Origin of the sequence: Streptomyces gilvus, from assembly GCF_022513565.1 — a bacterium.
Classification (GTDB): domain Bacteria; phylum Actinomycetota; class Actinomycetes; order Streptomycetales; family Streptomycetaceae; genus Streptomyces; species Streptomyces gilvus.
The window spans coordinates 120,899-136,551 of the sequence record NZ_JAKWBE010000012.1 but is presented as its reverse complement, the minus strand read 5'-3'; the positions used below and the strand labels follow the sequence as shown (position 1 = coordinate 136,551).

At 71.6% G+C, this 15,653-nt stretch carries 15 protein-coding genes; 8 read left to right on the top strand and 7 right to left on the bottom strand.

Features of this window, described 5'->3' with window-relative positions; all coding sequences use genetic code 11:
- The first annotated feature begins 135 nt into the window (after window positions 1-135).
- A complete protein-coding gene (locus tag MKW14_RS20190; protein WP_240864191.1) occupies window positions 136-1,458 on the top strand; it encodes a serine-threonine protein kinase in 1,323 nt (440 codons plus the stop codon).
- A 16-nt stretch (window positions 1,459-1,474) separates the two neighbouring features.
- Here the strand turns inward: MKW14_RS20190 and MKW14_RS20185 are convergent, their stop codons facing one another.
- Window positions 1,475-4,255 (bottom strand): penicillin acylase family protein, encoded by a 2,781-nt coding sequence (locus tag MKW14_RS20185; RefSeq protein WP_240864189.1) that lies wholly within the window; start codon window positions 4,253-4,255, stop codon window positions 1,475-1,477.
- Window positions 4,256-4,541: 286 nt separating this feature from the next.
- Between MKW14_RS20185 and MKW14_RS20180 the strand changes: the two genes are divergently transcribed.
- The 3 genes from MKW14_RS20180 (at window position 4,542) to MKW14_RS20170 (ending at window position 7,138) form a co-directional block, all read left to right on the top strand.
- Window positions 4,542-5,144, top strand: a complete 603-nt coding sequence (locus tag MKW14_RS20180) for a hypothetical protein (protein ID WP_240864187.1) — start codon at window positions 4,542-4,544, stop codon at window positions 5,142-5,144.
- Between the two features lie 111 nt (window positions 5,145-5,255).
- Window positions 5,256-5,978, top strand: coding sequence for a 3-keto-5-aminohexanoate cleavage protein (locus tag MKW14_RS20175; RefSeq protein WP_240864185.1), 723 nt, complete (start codon window positions 5,256-5,258; stop codon window positions 5,976-5,978).
- 92 nt (window positions 5,979-6,070) lie between these two features.
- Window positions 6,071-7,138, top strand: coding sequence for an RNA ligase (ATP) (locus MKW14_RS20170; RefSeq protein WP_240864182.1), 1,068 nt, complete (start codon window positions 6,071-6,073; stop codon window positions 7,136-7,138).
- Window positions 7,139-7,171: 33 nt separating this feature from the next.
- On the opposite strand, the gene soxR is transcribed toward MKW14_RS20170, so the two are convergent.
- The gene (gene soxR / locus MKW14_RS20165; protein ID WP_240864181.1) at window positions 7,172-7,654 is read right to left on the bottom strand and encodes a redox-sensitive transcriptional activator SoxR; all 483 of its coding nucleotides are present in this window, start codon (window positions 7,652-7,654) and stop codon (window positions 7,172-7,174) included.
- Between the two features lie 154 nt (window positions 7,655-7,808).
- Between soxR and MKW14_RS20160 the strand changes: the two genes are divergently transcribed.
- Window positions 7,809-8,270 (top strand): MaoC family dehydratase, encoded by a 462-nt coding sequence (locus tag MKW14_RS20160; RefSeq protein WP_240864177.1) that lies wholly within the window; start codon window positions 7,809-7,811, stop codon window positions 8,268-8,270.
- Between the two features lie 7 nt (window positions 8,271-8,277).
- Here the strand turns inward: MKW14_RS20160 and MKW14_RS20155 are convergent, their stop codons facing one another.
- The 3 genes from MKW14_RS20155 to MKW14_RS20145 form a co-directional block, all read right to left on the bottom strand.
- The gene (locus MKW14_RS20155; protein ID WP_240864175.1) at window positions 8,278-8,904 is read right to left on the bottom strand and encodes a TetR/AcrR family transcriptional regulator; all 627 of its coding nucleotides are present in this window, start codon (window positions 8,902-8,904) and stop codon (window positions 8,278-8,280) included.
- Window positions 8,905-9,003: 99 nt separating this feature from the next.
- Complete coding sequence (locus MKW14_RS20150) at window positions 9,004-9,249, bottom strand: YiaA/YiaB family inner membrane protein (RefSeq protein ID WP_133047205.1); 246 nt, start codon at window positions 9,247-9,249, stop codon at window positions 9,004-9,006.
- 76 nt (window positions 9,250-9,325) lie between these two features.
- Window positions 9,326-10,477: an acyl-CoA dehydrogenase family protein gene (locus MKW14_RS20145; RefSeq protein ID WP_240864387.1), complete on the bottom strand. Its 1,152-nt coding sequence runs from the start codon at window positions 10,475-10,477 to the stop codon at window positions 9,326-9,328.
- Between the two features lie 93 nt (window positions 10,478-10,570).
- Here MKW14_RS20145 and MKW14_RS20140 point away from each other — a divergent pair, with 93 nt between their 5' ends.
- The 3 genes from MKW14_RS20140 (at window position 10,571) to MKW14_RS20130 (ending at window position 13,146) form a co-directional block, all read left to right on the top strand.
- Window positions 10,571-11,212 (top strand): TetR/AcrR family transcriptional regulator, encoded by a 642-nt coding sequence (locus MKW14_RS20140; RefSeq protein ID WP_240864174.1) that lies wholly within the window; start codon window positions 10,571-10,573, stop codon window positions 11,210-11,212.
- 47 nt (window positions 11,213-11,259) lie between these two features.
- Window positions 11,260-11,970 (top strand): ArsR/SmtB family transcription factor, encoded by a 711-nt coding sequence (locus MKW14_RS20135; protein WP_240864172.1) that lies wholly within the window; start codon window positions 11,260-11,262, stop codon window positions 11,968-11,970.
- A gap of 237 nt (window positions 11,971-12,207) precedes the next feature.
- On the top strand, window positions 12,208-13,146 hold the full coding sequence (locus MKW14_RS20130) for a DMT family transporter (protein ID WP_374116578.1): 939 nt from the start codon (window positions 12,208-12,210) through the stop codon (window positions 13,144-13,146).
- A gap of 12 nt (window positions 13,147-13,158) precedes the next feature.
- Here MKW14_RS20130 and MKW14_RS20125 read toward each other — a convergent pair whose 3' ends face one another.
- Both MKW14_RS20125 and MKW14_RS20120 read right to left on the bottom strand, forming a co-directional pair.
- A complete protein-coding gene (locus MKW14_RS20125) occupies window positions 13,159-14,238 on the bottom strand; it encodes a Zn-dependent alcohol dehydrogenase (RefSeq protein ID WP_240864171.1) in 1,080 nt (359 codons plus the stop codon).
- 11 nt (window positions 14,239-14,249) lie between these two features.
- Window positions 14,250-15,638, bottom strand: a complete 1,389-nt coding sequence (locus MKW14_RS20120; protein WP_240864169.1) for an aldehyde dehydrogenase family protein — start codon at window positions 15,636-15,638, stop codon at window positions 14,250-14,252.
- Between the last annotated feature and the right edge of the window lie 15 nt (window positions 15,639-15,653).

Genomic DNA, 15,653 nt, shown 5'->3' with positions numbered 1-15,653 from the left:
GACTGCCACGCCCCAAGGGGCGCGGGGCTCTCTAGAAATGAGTCCATAGAACCGGGTCACGCCGTATGGCCAACCTTGTCCCCGAGCAGGACGATGCGCCCACAGCGCATCGCTACGGGGGACGAGGGGGCCGTGATGGCACAGCCGACCATGAGTGTGACTCCTTACTGGGAACTGACCTTCGACGCGGACGGGGACGTCGACCCGCAGGAACGGGACCGGCTGCTCACCGAGGTGACGCGGCGCGGCGTGCGCGATCTGATCGTCTTCGCGCACGGCTGGAACAACGACCGCTCGGGCGCGACCCGCCTCTACGACCACTTCTTCGCACCCGTCCCGCACCTCGCGCCGCAGGCGAGGATCGGGTACGTCGGCGTCGTCTGGCCGTCGATGCGCTTCTGCGACGAGCCGATCCCCGACTTCCCGAAGTCCGTGGTCGCCACGGAGGCGGAGACGGCACCCGGGGACGCGCTGGACAAGGACACCCGGCACGCGCTGCTGGAGACGTTCCCCGGGCGGGCCACGGTCGTCGACCAGATCGCGCGGATGCTGGAGCAGCGGCCCGCGAACGGGGTGGAGGAGTTCGGCAGGCTGGTGCGGCTGCTGGTGGAGGTCGTACCGGGCGGGCCGCAGCCGCTGTTCGCGGCGGACACGCTCGCGGAGGGCGTCCCGCAGAGCGAACCGGTGCTGTTCACCGGGGACACCGAGTCGCTCTGCCGCGACTTCGCGCAGGCACTGGCCTCGCTCCGGTCCGGTGCCGGGGCCGAGGGCTTCACGCTGCCCAATCCCTGGGACGGGGCGAAGGAACTGCTGCGGCAGGCGACGTACTACGCGATGAAGCGGCGCGCGGGGACGGTCGGCGAGCGCGGGCTCGGGCCGGTCGTCGGGCGGCTGGCCGCCGCCGCGCCCGAGGTGCGGGTGCATCTGGTCGGGCACAGCTTCGGCGGGCGGCTGGTGTCGTTCGCGCTGGGCGGGCTGCCCGAGGGCGTGCGGACGGTGAAGTCGGTGACGCTGCTCCAAGGGGCCTTCTCGCACTACGCGTTCGCGACCCGGCTGCCGTTCGACGCGCGCGCGGGAGGGGTGCTGCAGGGCCGGCAGAACCTGATCGACGGTCCTCTGGTGTGCTGCTACTCGCACTTCGACTCGGCGCTCGGGACGCTGTATCCGCTGGCCTCCCGGATGGCGGGTGACGCGGAGGGTGTGGTCGAGGGGTTCGGCCTGGGGTCGCTGCTGGGCGACAAGTGGGGGGCGATGGGGCGCGACGGGGTGCAGGCGGTGCCCGGTACGCGCGCGTACACGCTGTCGGACGCGCTGGCAGCCACGCTGCCCGCCTCGGGGTGCGTCAACATCGACGCCGCCGAGGTGGTCAGGCGTGGCGGCCCGCCGTGCGGGGCGCACAGCGACATCGTGCACCCCGAGCTGGCGCGGGTGGTGCTGGCGGCGGGCCGCGTCCGCTGACCCGCCGCCCGCCGGGTCACCGGTGCGAGGTGTACTCCACCACCTGCTGGAAGGTGGGCCGGTTCTGCCAGCTGATGTTGTAGTGCTTGATGCCGCCCAGGGTGCGCTGGACGATCGAGTCGGCGCACCACTGGTCGCCCGCCGAGCACAGCGAGTCCCCGGGGTAGACGGTCGACGCGGACTCGCCGGCCGCCGTCCTCAGGGTGCTGATCAGGACGTCCCGGCAGCCGCTCACGGTGCCGTCGCCGCAGAACTTCTGCGTCAGGCCGCCCTGCACCGACTGTCCGAGCACCGCCCGGATGTCCTTGTCGACATAGCTCCACCAGCCGTACTGGAAGGAGCTTCCCGCGTGTGAGCCGGTGGGCCCGTGCGCGGCCGACGGGGACTCGTCGATGGGCAGGTTGTTGGTGATGTCGGTGTACAGGTCGCTGCCGAGGCCGGGCTGGAACTCCGCCTTCACCAGCAGCGGCCACCAGGCGTCCAGGATGCGGATGGCGTCGGCGTTGGCGTACGTCTTGGAGCCGGCCGAGGTCTCCGTGCGCTTGCCGCCCGCGGTGACCCAGGCCTGCAGCTTGCTCACCGCGGCGGCGGCCGTGGAGTCGGTCACCGTACTGCTGTTGATGACCTGGAGCAGCTTGGGCAGCACGTCCTCGGCGCGCAGGTCGGTCAGGGCGGCGTCGGCCATGGCCTGCACCAGCTTGGTGCGGGTCACCCCGCCGGCCGCGACCAGCTTCTTGACCCGGTCCTCAAGGAGGTTGCCGCGGTGCACGGAGCCGTCGCCCCAGCTGGCGGTGGTGTAGTTGAGGGCCTGTTTGTTGTTCCAGGAGATGTAGTAGTCCTGGTCGACGGAGTTGGGGTGCTGGGACGCGGGCGTGTAGTCGGCGGTGTTGGTGGTCGGGTCCCAGTTCTGCCACTCGTAGGCGGCCTGTCCCCACACCGGGAACTCGGGGTCGACGCCGCTCGCGCGCACCGGGTTGTCACCGCTGTTGTAGTACGCGGTGTGCTGGGAGTCGGCGTAGAACCAGTTGAAGGTGTAGTTGATGTGCTGCGCGGCGGCCTGGAAGTCCGCCGGTCCCTTCACGAAGCCGGGGTCGTTGAGCATCTGGAAGCCGATGATCGAGTCGGCCTCGTGCATGTAGGAGGAGCGCAGGGTGGTGTAGGCGACCTTCTTGCCGCCGACGGTCGCCCGGTACTCCACGGGTCCGTACTTCGTCTTCCACACCCGCATGGTGTACGAGCCCGCGGCCGTGCCGTCGGCCGTGGTCGGCTTCCATGAGTTGGTCTGTTCGACCTTGTCCATGGCTGTGCAGGTGCCGTGGTACAGGTAGTGGTAGTCGTCCTGGCACAGCTCGACGGCGTAGGTGTCGATGATGTCCTGGCCGGAGGTGGTCGCGGACCACGAGTAGTCCTGGCCTCGGCCGAGTTCGACGTACATGCTCAGGCCGGCGAAGGAGGCGCCGCGGGCGCTGATGCCGGGGCCCTGGATCTCCTGGAGCATGAGCAGCTGGGGGGCGAAGTAGCCGGTCTGCGGTCCGAAGACGGCGATGGGGTGGCCGCTGGCCGTGTACTTCCCGCTGACCACCAGCGCGTTGGACATCCCGCGCTTGGCGGAGCTGAGGGCGGTCGCGGTGGCGGCCTGGGAGGCGGCGTTGGCGCTCTGGCTCGCGCCGGTGCCGGTGGCGTCGTAGACCAGCGGCTCGGTGGTCACCGAACCGGCGTCGGGCAGGGCCTCGCCCTGGGCGGTGGCCGGCTTGGTTCCGTACGGGAAGCTCTCGCCGTTGTGGACGGTGACGACGGCCTCGGGGTCGTTGCGCTCGCGGAACGCCTCCCAGACCTTGGTGCCCTGCTCCACGCCGAACTTGGACTGGGCGGCGAGCAGGGAGATCGCGTTGTTGACCTCGCCGCCGCCGCCGGAGCCGAACAGCGAGCCGATCACGGAGGCCAGCGCCACCAGGTCGGTGATCTTGAAGTGGTCGATCGTGCCGGCGTTGGTGATCGAGTCCTTGTGGCCGGTGAGGACGTACTCGCCGGGGAAGTAGCGGCCCGAGTCGGAGGCGTCGATGTAGGAGTTGATGCCGGCGAGGTAGGCGTTGGCGTCCGCGAGGGCCTGCTGGCCGCGGGCGCCCGCGTTGGCCACGGCGTTGTCGATCTGCGCCTGCAGGTCGGCCTCGCTGTACGGGGCGTTGCGGTAGAACTCCTGCTCCAGGCCCTGGTTGGAGGCGGCGCCGCCCGCGAAGGTGGTCAGCTGGCCGCGGCCCACGTGCCGGAAGACGTCCATCAGCCACAGCCGGTCCTCAGCGGCGGCATACCCGGCGCCGAACTCGGTGCCGTATCTGGTGGTACCGGTGATGTGCGGTACGCCCGTCTTCTTGTCGCGGACGATCGTCACATCGGTGCGGCCCGCCGGCTTCTCCGTGGAGGCGACTTGATCGGAAGCGACCCCGAACGACGCGTCGTTGAAGAAGTTGTTGATCTTGGCGTCGGTCAGACCGGAGTACCCGGTGGCCAGGTTGGCGTAGGGGCCGAGCTGGTCCTCGGCGTGGTCGGGCTGGGAGCCGAAGGCCTGGTTGAGGAGGATCTGCGCGAGGGTCGCGTTGCCGTTCTCACCGGGCGGCAGGATGTCGGAACACTGGCCGCCGCAGTAGTCGTTGGAGGCCGCCGCCGAGGCCGGGGCCTGGGCCAGTGGGGACAAAAGACCCGCAATCAGGACGCATATGGATGCGGACTTCAGGAACCCGGTGAGTCTGCCGGGAGTTCTCAATCTGTCGAGGGTGGTGCGCACGGTACGCCGGGGCATGGCGGCTCCTGCCGATGAGGGGTGTGCCGGGACGTTACCGCCGGTATCCCCGGGATTGAAGATGAACAATCGTCAAGTTTTGGAAGTCGGCGCGTCGACTTATGGAGGCCATCGGAAATCGGATGGAGCCGAATCGTGTGTCGATACGTCTATTCGGCGACGTCGCGCGAAGTCGAGTGAAGTCGAGCGAAGTCGGCTGAAGTCGGAGTGAAGTCGGGTGACATCCGCGTGCGACGACGCCGAAGTGACCGAAGTACAGGTGCAGGTGTGACGGAGGTGCAGGGCGATGGCCGGTTTCCGGAGTCTGGCGAGACAGGTCCGTGACCCGCGGTGCGATCTGGCACTGCGGCGGTACTCACTGCGCAAGTGCCTCGAGCGGTTCGCTCCTTACGGGCACAGGGCGACCTGGGACCATTTGTGCTCCCGGGCAGGGTTCGGTCCCGAGGACCGCTCCCCCGACCCAGCGCGGCTCGTGGCCGCACTGGAGGAACTGGAGGAGGCGCGTTCGGTCTGGCTGGCCTACGAGGTCGAGTTCGCCGAGCGGCGCCGTAAGGAGAAGCACGACGGGCTGCGCCGGCCGGGCAGTGTGGACGACTGGCACCGGCTGACCTGGGGCGGCTTCGGAGTGGCGTGGTGCGACGACCCGCGGGTTCACCCCCGTGAGCCGCTGGCCGAGGTACTGCGCCGGCTGATCTCCGCGCTGGAGCGCGAACCGGGCGCCCAGTGCCCGGTCTGCGGCACGGAGCGGCTGATCTGGACCTACGACCTGGACCACGAACCCTCCTCGGGTCCGGTCTGCACGCACTGCGGAATCCTGGTGCCACGGCCCGTGCTCAAGCCCGAGGCCCTGGCGGACGCACGGCGCGGAAGGCTGCTGGTGTCGGCCTAGCACGGCGGGGGTGCGCCGGGGATGCCGCACCCCCTGTTTTCCACAGGCGCGTTGTCCACAGGCGGGGGCCGCTCGCGCACCGGTGTCGGTGGCGGCCGGCAGGCTTGGGGCATGGTGCAGGTGTGTCTCAACGGACCGCGGCAAGCGGCCGACGGCGCGATGGTTCCGCTGACTCCGGAGGCGATGGCCGAGTCGGCGGCGCGGGCGGTCGCGGCCGGGGCCACGGACGTCCACGTCCACCCCAAGACCCCGTGTGGACGGGACTCGTTGTCGCCCCGGGTGCTCGCGCCGACGCTGGAGGCGATACGGGCGCGGGTGTCCGTGCCGGTCGGGGTGACCACGGGCGCCTGGGCGGAACCGGATCCCGCGGCGCGGCTCGCCCGGATCCAGGAGTGGACGGTGCTTCCGGACCACGCGTCGGTCAACTGGCACGAGGAGGGCGCGGAGGAGATCGCCGCCGCGCTGATCGAGCGTGGCGTGGGTGTCGAGGCGGGCGTCTGGTCGGGCACGGACGGCGCCGCCCGGTTCGCCGGCTCGCCCCTCGGCCCCCGGGTGTTGCGCGTGCTCGCCGAGGTGACGGACACCTCGCCGGACACGGCCGAGGCGAGCGCCCATGCCCTCCTGGCCGAGCTCGGCACGGCACGGGGGCGTCCCGTGCTGCTGCACGGCGAGGACGGCGGGGCCTGGCCGGTGCTGCGGCTGGCGGGGCGGCTGGGCCTGCTGACCCGTATCGGCCTGGAGGACACCCTGCTGCTGCCTGACGGCGAACGCGCCCTGTCCAACGCCCAGTTGGTGGCGGAGGGACTGCGCCAGTACGGCGGCGCGCGACGGTAGCACCCGTAAATCCGCTCGCTCCACCCTTTTCCGGTCCGGACAGTTGGGAGGCGATGAAACCGAACTGAGCGACCCAGGAACCGAGGAGTCCCATGTCGACGCTGCGCGTCACCGCCGAAGTGCTGACCGTCCACGAACACCCCGACGCCGACGCTCTCGAACTGGCCCAGGTGGGTCTGTACCGGGCGGTCGTCGCCAAGGGCGCGTACCGCACCGGCGAGGCGGCCGTGTACATCCCCGAGCAGGCCGTGCTGCCGGCCGGGCTGATCGAGGAGCTGGGGCTGACCGGGCGGCTGGCGGGTCCGCACTCCGACCGGGTGAAGGCGGTCCGGCTGCGCGGTGAGCTGTCGCAGGGCATCGTGTGCCGGCCGAAGGCGCTGGCGGACATCGACCTCGCGCGGGCCGCGCTGGAGGGCACCGACTTCGCGGAGGTGCTCGGCATCACCAAGTGGGTGCCGCCGATCCCGCCCACGATGAGCGGCGAGGTCGAGTCCGCGCCCGATCTGCTGCCCTGGGTGGACATCGAGAACCTCCAGCGGTTTCCGGACATCTTCACAGCGGGCGAGGATGTGGTCCTGACCGAGAAGCTGCACGGTTCGGCCTGCCTGCTGACGTATCTCGCCGACGCGGGCCGGGTGCACGTGTCGTCCAAGGGGTTCGGCGCCAAGTCCCTCGCCCTGAAAGAGGATCCGCGCAACCTGTACTGGCGTGCCGTGCGCGGACACGGTGTCGCCGAGGCCGCGGCGCGGCTGGCCGAGCGGCTGGGGGCACGCCGGGTCGGGATCTTCGGCGAGGTCTACGGAGCGGGGGTCCAGGACCTCACCTACGGCGCGGACGGGCGGCGCGAGAGCCTGGGGTACGCCGTCTTCGACGTGTCCGCGGAGATCGACGGCGCCGTGCGCTGGCTGGACGCGGCCGAACTGCTGGACGGGGAGCTGCCGTCGGTGCCCCGGCTGTACGAGGGGCCGTACGACATCGACCGGGTGCTGGAGATCGCGAGCGGCCGGGAGACCGTGTCGGGGCGCGGGCTGCACCTGCGCGAGGGGGTCGTCGTCCGGCCCGCCGTCGAGCGGTACAGCCCGGTGACCGGTGGACGGGCCATCGCGAAGGCGGTCAGTCCGGCGTACCTGACCCGGAAGGGCGGGACGGAGTACGAGTGAGGGGGCACAGCGCTTGGCGGGGGCGGCGCGGTTCTACCGTTGCCGCCCCTGCCGGCTCCCCCGCCGCTCCACCATGAGCCGCGAGCCGGTCAGCCGGTCGCCGAAGACGTCGTCCGGGTTGGACAGGACGCAGGTGTCCAGGGAGAGGCAGCCGCAGCCGATGCAGTCGGTTAGGTGGTCGCGGAGGCGGTTGAGCTGGGTGATGCGCTGGTCGAGTTCGGAGCGCCAGGCCTCCGAGAGCCGGGCCCAGTCCTCGCGGGTGGGGGTGCGTTCCTCGGGGAGTTCGGCGAGGGCCTCGCGGATCGTGGCGAGGGGGATGCCGACGCGCTGGGCGGCGCGCACGAAGGCGACCCGGCGGAGGGTGTCGCGGTGGTAGCGGCGCTGGTTGCCGGCGGTGCGCCGACTGGTGATCAGGCCCTTGGACTCGTAGAAGTGCAGGGCGGAGACGGCGGCGCCGCTGCGCGCCGCGAGCTGGCCGACCGTGAGCTCGTGGATCTTCTCTGGGATCTGGGGCACTCATCGAACCCTACCCACCCCGTCCGGGCCACGATCCGTTGACAGAGCACCCCGACCCGACCATGCTAAGCAGTTGCTTAGACAATGTGGCGGGACATCAGCGGTGTGGACACAAAGGCACCGTGGACACAGAGGCACACAGGAAGGCCGGGACATGGCAGAGCCGAGGATCTTCTCCTCCGCCGACGAACTGAAGGCGGCGGTGGGCGAGCAGTTGGGGTACAGCGACTGGCTGGAGATCGACCAGAAGCGGATCGATCTGTTCGCGGACGCGACCGGCGACCACCAGTGGATCCACGTGGACCCGGAGAAGGCAGCGGCGGGGCCCTTCGGTACGACCATCGCCCACGGCTATCTCACCCTCTCGCTGCTCCCGCTCTTCGGTCCGCAGCTGATCAAGGTCGAGGGCGTGAAGATGGGCGTCAACTACGGCACCAACAAGGTCCGCTTCCCCGCCCCCGTCCCGGTCGGCTCCCGGCTGCGCGCGACGGCGACGATCAGCAAGGTCGAGGACGTGCCGGGCGGTGTCCAGGTGTCCGTCGCCTTCACCGTGGAGCGCGAGGGCGGGGACAAGCCGGTGTGCGTCGCGGAGTCGGTGTCCCGGTACTACGCCTGACGGGCGCCTACTTCGAGGCCCCGACCATCCGCAGCACGAGGTCGGCGTAGAGCGCGCCGACCTCGTCGGGCGTCCAGGGGCCGTCGATGCTGAACCAGCGGGCCACGTCGATGCAGAGCGAGAGCACCGCCAGGGTGGTGCCCTTGACGTCGAGCACGTCGAACTCGCCGGACGCGATGCCGTCCTCGATGATCCCGCGCACCTCGGCGTCGCACTGCCGGCGCAGCGCGACGATCTCGGCGCGGGCCTCCGGCCCGAGCGAGTCGAGCTCGTACTGCACGACCCGCGCGGTGGTACGGCCGCCCGCGTGCCAGCGGACGAAGGAGCTGACGGCGTCGGCGAGCCGCTCGGCCGCGGTGCCCTCGCGCCGGGCCGCCGTCCGCAGGATGTCCAGCGCCTTGGTGTGGCCGATCCGGCTGATGCGGTGGAGCAGCTCTTCCTTGGTCTTGTAGTGGATGTAGAGCGCGGCCGGGCTCATCCCGGCCCGGCCCGCGATGTCCCGGGTCGTCGTGGCGTGGTACCCGCGCTCGGCGAAGGCCTCCACGGCGGCGACCAGCAGCCGCCGGGCCGCGTCGGGCGTGACCTCGCCCCACGGCGCCACTTCGCCGCCGGCCGTCTCCTCCGCCGTACTCATCGCTCGCTCGCCCCTCTCGCCGACGTGAGCTCCTACCATACCGCCGAAGGTGAGCGAGCGCTTAGAGTCCCCGTTCAGGGCGGTCCACGGTCCGGCCGGTCAGAGCTTCTCGAACGGGTGGAAGGCGCGCTCGGTGGCCTCCTGCCGGTCGCGGATGACCTTGGCGAGGGTGAAGGCGGAGGTCACGAGGTACAGGACGGCGATGCCCAGGAAGGCCCGGACCCAGGCGTCCGCGTTCAGTTTGAAGATGCCGATGGCGGTCGCGGCCATGGCGACCGCGAAGGAGGCGACGGCCTGGCCGTAGAAGGCGGCCGTGTTCTGCTGCTTGCCCGGTGTGTCACTCATGGGGACAAGCGTCGGCGGATGCGGCCGGTCCCACATCCGCCGAAGTACCTAGGCAGTACTCAGAGCTGAGGGCGCTTCAGAAGGCGGAGACCCCCGTCAGCGCGCGCCCGATGAGCAGCTTCTGGATCTGGCTGGTCCCTTCGTACAGGGTCATCACCCGGGCGTCCCGCAGCAGCTTGCCCGCCGGGTACTCGTCGATGTAGCCGTAGCCGCCGAAGACCTGCAGCGCGTTGTTGGCGGCGCGCACGGCGGCCTCGGAGGCGAACAGCTTCGCCTTGGAGGACTCGACGGCGAAGGGCCGGCCTCGGTCGATCAGGTCGGCGACCCGCCAGGTCAGCAGCCGGGCCGCGTCCACGTCGACGGCGATGTCGCTGATCAGCTCCTGGACGAGCTGGTGATGGGCGATGGACCTGCCGAACTGCTCGCGCTCCCCGGCGTACCGCACCGCGGCGTCCAGTGCGGCCTGGGCTATGCCCACGCACCCGGCGGCCACCGACATCCGCCCCTTGGCGAGGGCCGACATGGCGACCGAGAACCCCTTGCCCTCCTCGCCGAGCATCGCCGAGGCGGGCACGCGGACGGCCTCCAGGGCGAGTTCGGCGGTCGCCTGGCCGCGCAGGCCGAGCTTGCCGTGGATGGTGCGGCGGGTCAGACCGGGGGTGTCGGCGGGGACGAGGAAGGCGGAGACCCCCTTGTGGCCGGGCGCGTCCGTGGAACGGGCGAACAGCAGCACCACGTCGGCCCAGGTGCCGTTGGTGATGAACATCTTGGTGCCGTCGATGACGTAGTCGTCGCCGTCCCGCACGGCGCGCGTGGTCAGGTTGCCGGCGTCGGAGCCGGTGCCGGGCTCGGTGAGACCGAAGCAGCCGACGTACTCGCCGGAGGTGAGCCCGGGCAGCCACCGCCGCTTCTGCTCCTCGCTCCCCCAGGCGGCGATCGTCTTCGCCACCAGTCCGAGCGAGACGGACACGATCCCGCGCACGGACGAGTCGCCCCGCCCCAGCTCCTCCGTCACCAGGCAGTAGGCGAGGTGGTCACCGCCCGAGCCGCCGTACTCCTCGTCCACGGTCAGCCCGAGGAAGCCGACCTCGCCGAGCTTCTTCACGACGGCCCGGTCGACCTCCTCGGCCCGGTCCCACGCGACGACATGGGGAGCGATCTCGCGGGCGACGAAGTCCCGGGCCAGCTGCCGTACGGCCGTCTGCTCCTCGCTCAGCCCCAGGTTCACCACGGGATCACCCCACTTGAAATCCGTACCTTTGACATCCGCACATTTAAATTAGCACTGCTAGTTTCCGTTCGCAGCCCTACTATGTGCGCCATGGCCCGACCGCGCAAGCCCCTGCTGAGCACCGACCGGATCGTCGAGGCGGCACGTGCGCTCGTGGACGCGGAGGGCCTGGCGGCCGTCTCCACCCGGCGGCTCGCGGCGCAGCTCGGGGTCAGCGGGCCCTCGCTCTACAACCACTTCCGCACCAAGGACGAGATCCTCGAAGCGGTCGCCGACTCGGTGAGCGCGCAGGTCGACCTGTCGATGTTCGAGGACGGCCGCGACTGGCGGACCGCGCTGCACGACTGGGCCGTCTCCTACCGGGACGCCCTGCGCGACCACCCCAACATCGTCCCGGTCCTCGCGACGGGCCCCGGCCGCCGCCCGGCCGGTCTGCGGCTCGCGGACGCGGTGTACGGCGCGATGGTCGACGCGGGCTGGCCTGCGGCCCAGGCGACGTCGATCGGCGCGCTGATGCGGTACTTCATCATGGGCTCGGCGCTCGGCTCCTTCGCCGGCGGCTTCGTGGACGACGCGACCGCCTACGACCCCGCCGACTACCCCCACCTCGGGCAGGCCCACCTCCTCGCCGAGCAGCAGGAGAAGATCGACGAGCGGGCCTTCGAGACGGGTCTGACGGCACTGCTGGACGGCCTTTCCCAGCAGTACGAGCAGGTACGGCGGCCGGTGTAGCGACCGTTCGGTGACCGCCGAAGTGTCCGTAGCCCATCCTGGGACGCATGACCACGAGGGATCCCCAGGCACCGCAGCTGGCCCGGCTGGCCGCGCTGATCGCCGACGAGACACGGGCCGCGTGTCTGCTCGCGCTGCTGGACGGGCGGGCGTGGACCGCAGGTGAGCTGGCCCGGCACGCCGGGGTCGCCCCGTCGACGCTCAGCGAACACCTCGGCAAGCTCGTCACGGGCGGCCTGCTGGCGGAGGAGCGCCAGGGCCGGCACCGGTACGTCCGTCTCGCGGACGCGCGGGTCGCCCAACTGGTGGAGGACCTGGCGGCACAGGTGCGGCCGTCAGACGCCGTACGGCCGCGCGGGCTGCGGGCGTCGAGCGCGGGGTCCGCGATGGCGCGGGGGCGGACCTGTTACGACCATCTCGCGGGGCGGCTCGGGATCGCGGTGACCGACGGACTGACCGCACGGGGGCTGCTGCGCCAGGACACGGGGTTCGCCCTCACGGATGCGGGGGTCGACTGGTTCGCCGGGGTGGGTATCGCGCTGGACCGCGGGGGCCGGCGTCCACTGGCCCGGGCGTGCCTCGACTGGACCGAACGCCGCGTGCACCTGGCCGGTGTGGCTGGGGCGGCGTTGTGTCGGCATGCGTTCTCGGTGGGGTGGTGCGTGCGGATCGGTACCGAGCGGGCGGTGAAGGTGACGGAGGTTGGTGAGCGGGCCTTGTGGGAGCAGTTGGGGATCGAATCGGGGGCGTTGCGGTGAGGCCAAGGGGGCGGGCGGATCGGTGGTGTGCCGGGTGCGGGTGAGTGGGGGTTGTTCGCGCAGTTCCCCGCGCCCCTGGAGAGGCGGCCGCTGCTTCCGGGGCGCGGGGAACTGCGCGACCGGCCACAGGCGACCCGCACCCGGCACACACCCCAGCCGTCCACCCCACTGGCCGTCCACACCCCACCGTCCGATATCCGCCAGCCCCGTCCCCACCCCGTGCCTAGCCTCAGGAGCATGATGAACGCCAGCCCGATCACGAACCGCACCGGCGTCCGAGCGGCGGCCGCCGCCGCCGTGACCGTCGTGCTGTGGGCCTCCGCCTTCGTGTCGATCCGGAGTGCCGGAACCGCCTACTCCCCCGGCGCCCTCGCGCTGGGACGGTTGCTGTCCGGCTCCGTCGTGCTCGGCGTCATGCTGGTCGTACGGCGGGAAGGGCTTCCGCCGCGCTCGGCCTGGCGGGGCATCCTGATATCCGGCGTCCTCTGGTTCGGCTTCTACAGCGTCGTGCTGAACTGGGGCGAGCAGCAGGTCGACGCCGGCACCGCGGCCCTGGTCGTGAACATCGGCCCCATCCTCATCGCCCTGCTCGGCGCGAAGGTCCTCGGCGACCCCATGCCGCCCCGGCTGCTGGCCGGCATGGCGGTGTCGTTCGCCGGGGCCGTCGCCGTGGGGCTGTCGATGTCCGGCGAGGGCGGTTCCTCGGTGCTCGGTGTCGTCCTGTGTCTGCTCGCCGCGATCTCGTACGCGGCCGGAGTCGTCGCCCAGAAGCCCGCTCTGAGACAGGCCGGCGCCCTCCAGGTGACGGCCTTCGGCTGTCTGGTCGGCGCGGTGCTGTGTCTGCCGTTCGCCGGGCAGCTGGCCCACGAGGCGGCGCACGCACCCGGGTCGGCGACGCTCAACATGGTGTACCTGGGGGTGTTCCCGCTGGCCCTGGCGTTCACGACCTGGGCGTACGCCCTCGCCCGTACGACCGCGAGCCGCATGGGCGCGACGACGTACGCCGTCCCCGCCCTTGTCGTGCTGATGTCCTGGCTCGCGCTCGGCGAGGTGCCGGGGCTGCTGACCCTCGCGGGCGGGGCGCTGTGCCTGGCCGGCGTCGCGGTGTCCCGCTCGCGGCCCCGGGCGACGGCGCGCACCGCCGTACCCGAGCCGCAGCGCGAGGAAGTGCCGTGAGCCGGGTCGGTCTCAGAAGACCACGAGCGCCCGGCCGCCCTTGCCCGCGAGCATGTTCTCGAAGGCGGCCGGGATGCCGTCCAGGGCGATCCGCTCGGTGACCAGCGCGCCCAGGTCGAGGCGGCCGGAGCGGACGTGGTCGGCCAGGACCGGGAGGTCCTTCGCCGGGTCCGTGTTGCCGTAGACGCAGCCCGAGAGGGTGCGGCCCCAGTGGAAGAGCTCCAGTGCGTTGAAGGTGACCTGCTGGTCCTTGCCGCCGATGCCGACGACCGTCGTACGGCCGCCCCGGCGGGTGGAGTCCCAGGCGGTGCGGATGGTGGCCGCGCGGCCCACGCACTCGATCGCCGCGTCGACGCCCTGCTTGCCGGTCAGCCCCCGGATCTCGCGGGCGGTGTTGTCGGACGCGAGGACGTAGTCGGTGGCGCCGGCCGCTCGCGCCAGCTCCTCCTTCTGCGGGGAGACGTCGACCGCGACGATGCGGGAGGCTCCCGCGATACGGGCCCCTTGCAGCGCCGCCAGGCCCACTCCCCCGACGCCGTACACGGCGACCGTCTCGCCGGGCCGGACCTTCGCCGCGTGGTGGACGGCGCCGTAGCCGGTGAGGACCGCGCAGCCCAGCAGGGCGGCGTCGGTGAGGGGGACGCCGGCGGGGAGGGGCAGGACGCAGCCCGCCGCGACGACGGTCTCCTCGGCGAACGCGGCCACGTTGAGCCCGGGATGCAGCTCGGTGCCGTCGGCGGTGCGGGCATACACGTCCGCCACGCCGTTCAGGGCGTTGGCGCACAGCCAGACCTCGCCCAGTGAGCAGGCGTGGCAAGTGCCGCAGGAAGGCGCCCAGTTGAGGACCACCTCGGCGCCGGGGGCGACGTGGGTGACGCCCTCTCCGACGGCGACGACCGTGCCGGCGCCCTCGTGGCCGAGCACGGCGGGCACCGGCACCCGCATGGTGCCGTTGGACAGGGACAGGTCGGAGTGGCACACCCCGGCCGCGGCGAGCCGCACCCGGACCTGGCCGGGGCCCGGGTCGGGCAGCTCGATGTCCGTGATCTCCAACGGGTCGCCCACTGCGGGCAGTACGGCTGCGCGAACCACGGAAACGCTCCTCAGAACTGCAGGGACTTGGTCTGGAGGTACTCGGCGAGACCGTGCGTGCCGAGTTCGCGGCCGACGCCGGACTGCTTGTAACCGCCGAAGGGGGCGAGGGGGTTGAAGCGGCCGCCGTTGATGTCGACCTGCCCCGTCTCCATCCGGCGGGCGAAGGCGACCGCCTCCGCCTCGTCGCCGGCCCACACGGCGCCCGCGAGGCCGTACACCGTGCCGTTGGCGATGCGCAGGGCGTCCTCCTCGTCCTCGTAGCGCAGGACGGACAGGACCGGGCCGAAGATCTCCTCCTGGGCGACGGTCATCTCGGGAGTGACGTCCGCGAGGACGGTCGGGGAGACGAAGTAGCCCCGCTCGCGCGGCGATTCGGGTCCGCCGGCGACCAGCCGCGCTCCCTCGGCGACACCCTTCTCGATGTAACCGAGCACCCGCGCCTGCTGTTTGGCGTTCACCACGGGGCCGATGCGGGAGCCGTACTTGGCGGCGGCGGTGGCGGCCATTTCGACCGCCTCCTCGTACTGGTCGCGGTGCACCAGCATCCGGGTCCAGGCGCTGCACGTCTGGCCGGAGTTGGACATGACGTTGGCGACGCCGACGTTGACCGCCTTGGCGAGGTCGGCGCTCGGCAGGATGACGTTGGCGGACTTGCCGCCCAGCTCCAGGGCGACCCGCTTCACGGCCGCGCCCGCCGTCGCGCCGATGCGCCGCCCCACGGCCGTCGACCCGGTGAAGGAGACCAGGTCGACGTCCGGGTGCTCGGCGAGGGCCTGCCCGGCGACCGGTCCGAGCCCGGTGACCAGGTTGAAGACACCGGCCGGCACGCCCGCCTCATGGACCGCCTCGGCGAAGAGCTGGGCGACCAGCGGGGTGTCCTCGGCGGGCTTCAGCACGACGGTGCAGCCCGCCGCGAGCGCCGGGGCGACCTTGGCGACGATCTGGTGGAGCGGGTAGTTCCAGGGCGTGATCGCGCCGACCACGCCGACCGGCTCCAGATGGACCGTCGAGTTCCCGTGCCTCTCCTCGAAGGCGTACGTCGTCGCGAGGTCGGCGTACGAGCCCGCCACGGCGATCGGCACGGCGGCGTGGACGTTCTGCGAGAACTGCGGCGGCGAGCCGAGTTCGGCGGTGACCGTCTCGGCGATCTCGTCCTTGCGGGCGACGAGGACGTCCCGCAGGGCGGCCAGCCGTGCGCCCCGCTCGGCGGGCGGGGTTGCGGCCCAGCCCGGGAAGGCGGCGCGGGCGGCGCGTACCGCCGCGTCCACGTCCTCGGCCGTCCCCGCGGGGACGTGCCCGATGACCTGCTCGTCCACCGGGTTCACGACGTCGATCACGTCCCGGCCCGCGGCGGAACGCCACTCCCCGTCGATGTACATGCCGTCATGTGCCTTCATGGTGCTCCTCAGGGC

Coding starts and splice junctions, on each gene's coding strand:
- MKW14_RS20150 (WP_133047205.1), bottom strand. CDS start 9,249: ATGAGTGACACACCGGGCAAGCAGCAGAACACGGCCGCCTTCTACGGC.
- MKW14_RS20120 (WP_240864169.1), bottom strand. CDS start 15,638: ATGAAGGCACATGACGGCATGTACATCGACGGGGAGTGGCGTTCCGCC.
- MKW14_RS20130 (WP_374116578.1), top strand. CDS start 12,208: ATGATGAACGCCAGCCCGATCACGAACCGCACCGGCGTCCGAGCGGCG.
- MKW14_RS20185 (WP_240864189.1), bottom strand. CDS start 4,255: ATGCCCCGGCGTACCGTGCGCACCACCCTCGACAGATTGAGAACTCCC.
- MKW14_RS20175 (WP_240864185.1), top strand. CDS start 5,256: ATGGTGCAGGTGTGTCTCAACGGACCGCGGCAAGCGGCCGACGGCGCG.
- MKW14_RS20180 (WP_240864187.1), top strand. CDS start 4,542: ATGGCCGGTTTCCGGAGTCTGGCGAGACAGGTCCGTGACCCGCGGTGC.
- MKW14_RS20190 (WP_240864191.1), top strand. CDS start 136: ATGGCACAGCCGACCATGAGTGTGACTCCTTACTGGGAACTGACCTTC.
- MKW14_RS20140 (WP_240864174.1), top strand. CDS start 10,571: ATGGCCCGACCGCGCAAGCCCCTGCTGAGCACCGACCGGATCGTCGAG.
- MKW14_RS20135 (WP_240864172.1), top strand. CDS start 11,260: ATGACCACGAGGGATCCCCAGGCACCGCAGCTGGCCCGGCTGGCCGCG.
- MKW14_RS20160 (WP_240864177.1), top strand. CDS start 7,809: ATGGCAGAGCCGAGGATCTTCTCCTCCGCCGACGAACTGAAGGCGGCG.
- MKW14_RS20155 (WP_240864175.1), bottom strand. CDS start 8,904: ATGAGTACGGCGGAGGAGACGGCCGGCGGCGAAGTGGCGCCGTGGGGC.
- MKW14_RS20170 (WP_240864182.1), top strand. CDS start 6,071: ATGTCGACGCTGCGCGTCACCGCCGAAGTGCTGACCGTCCACGAACAC.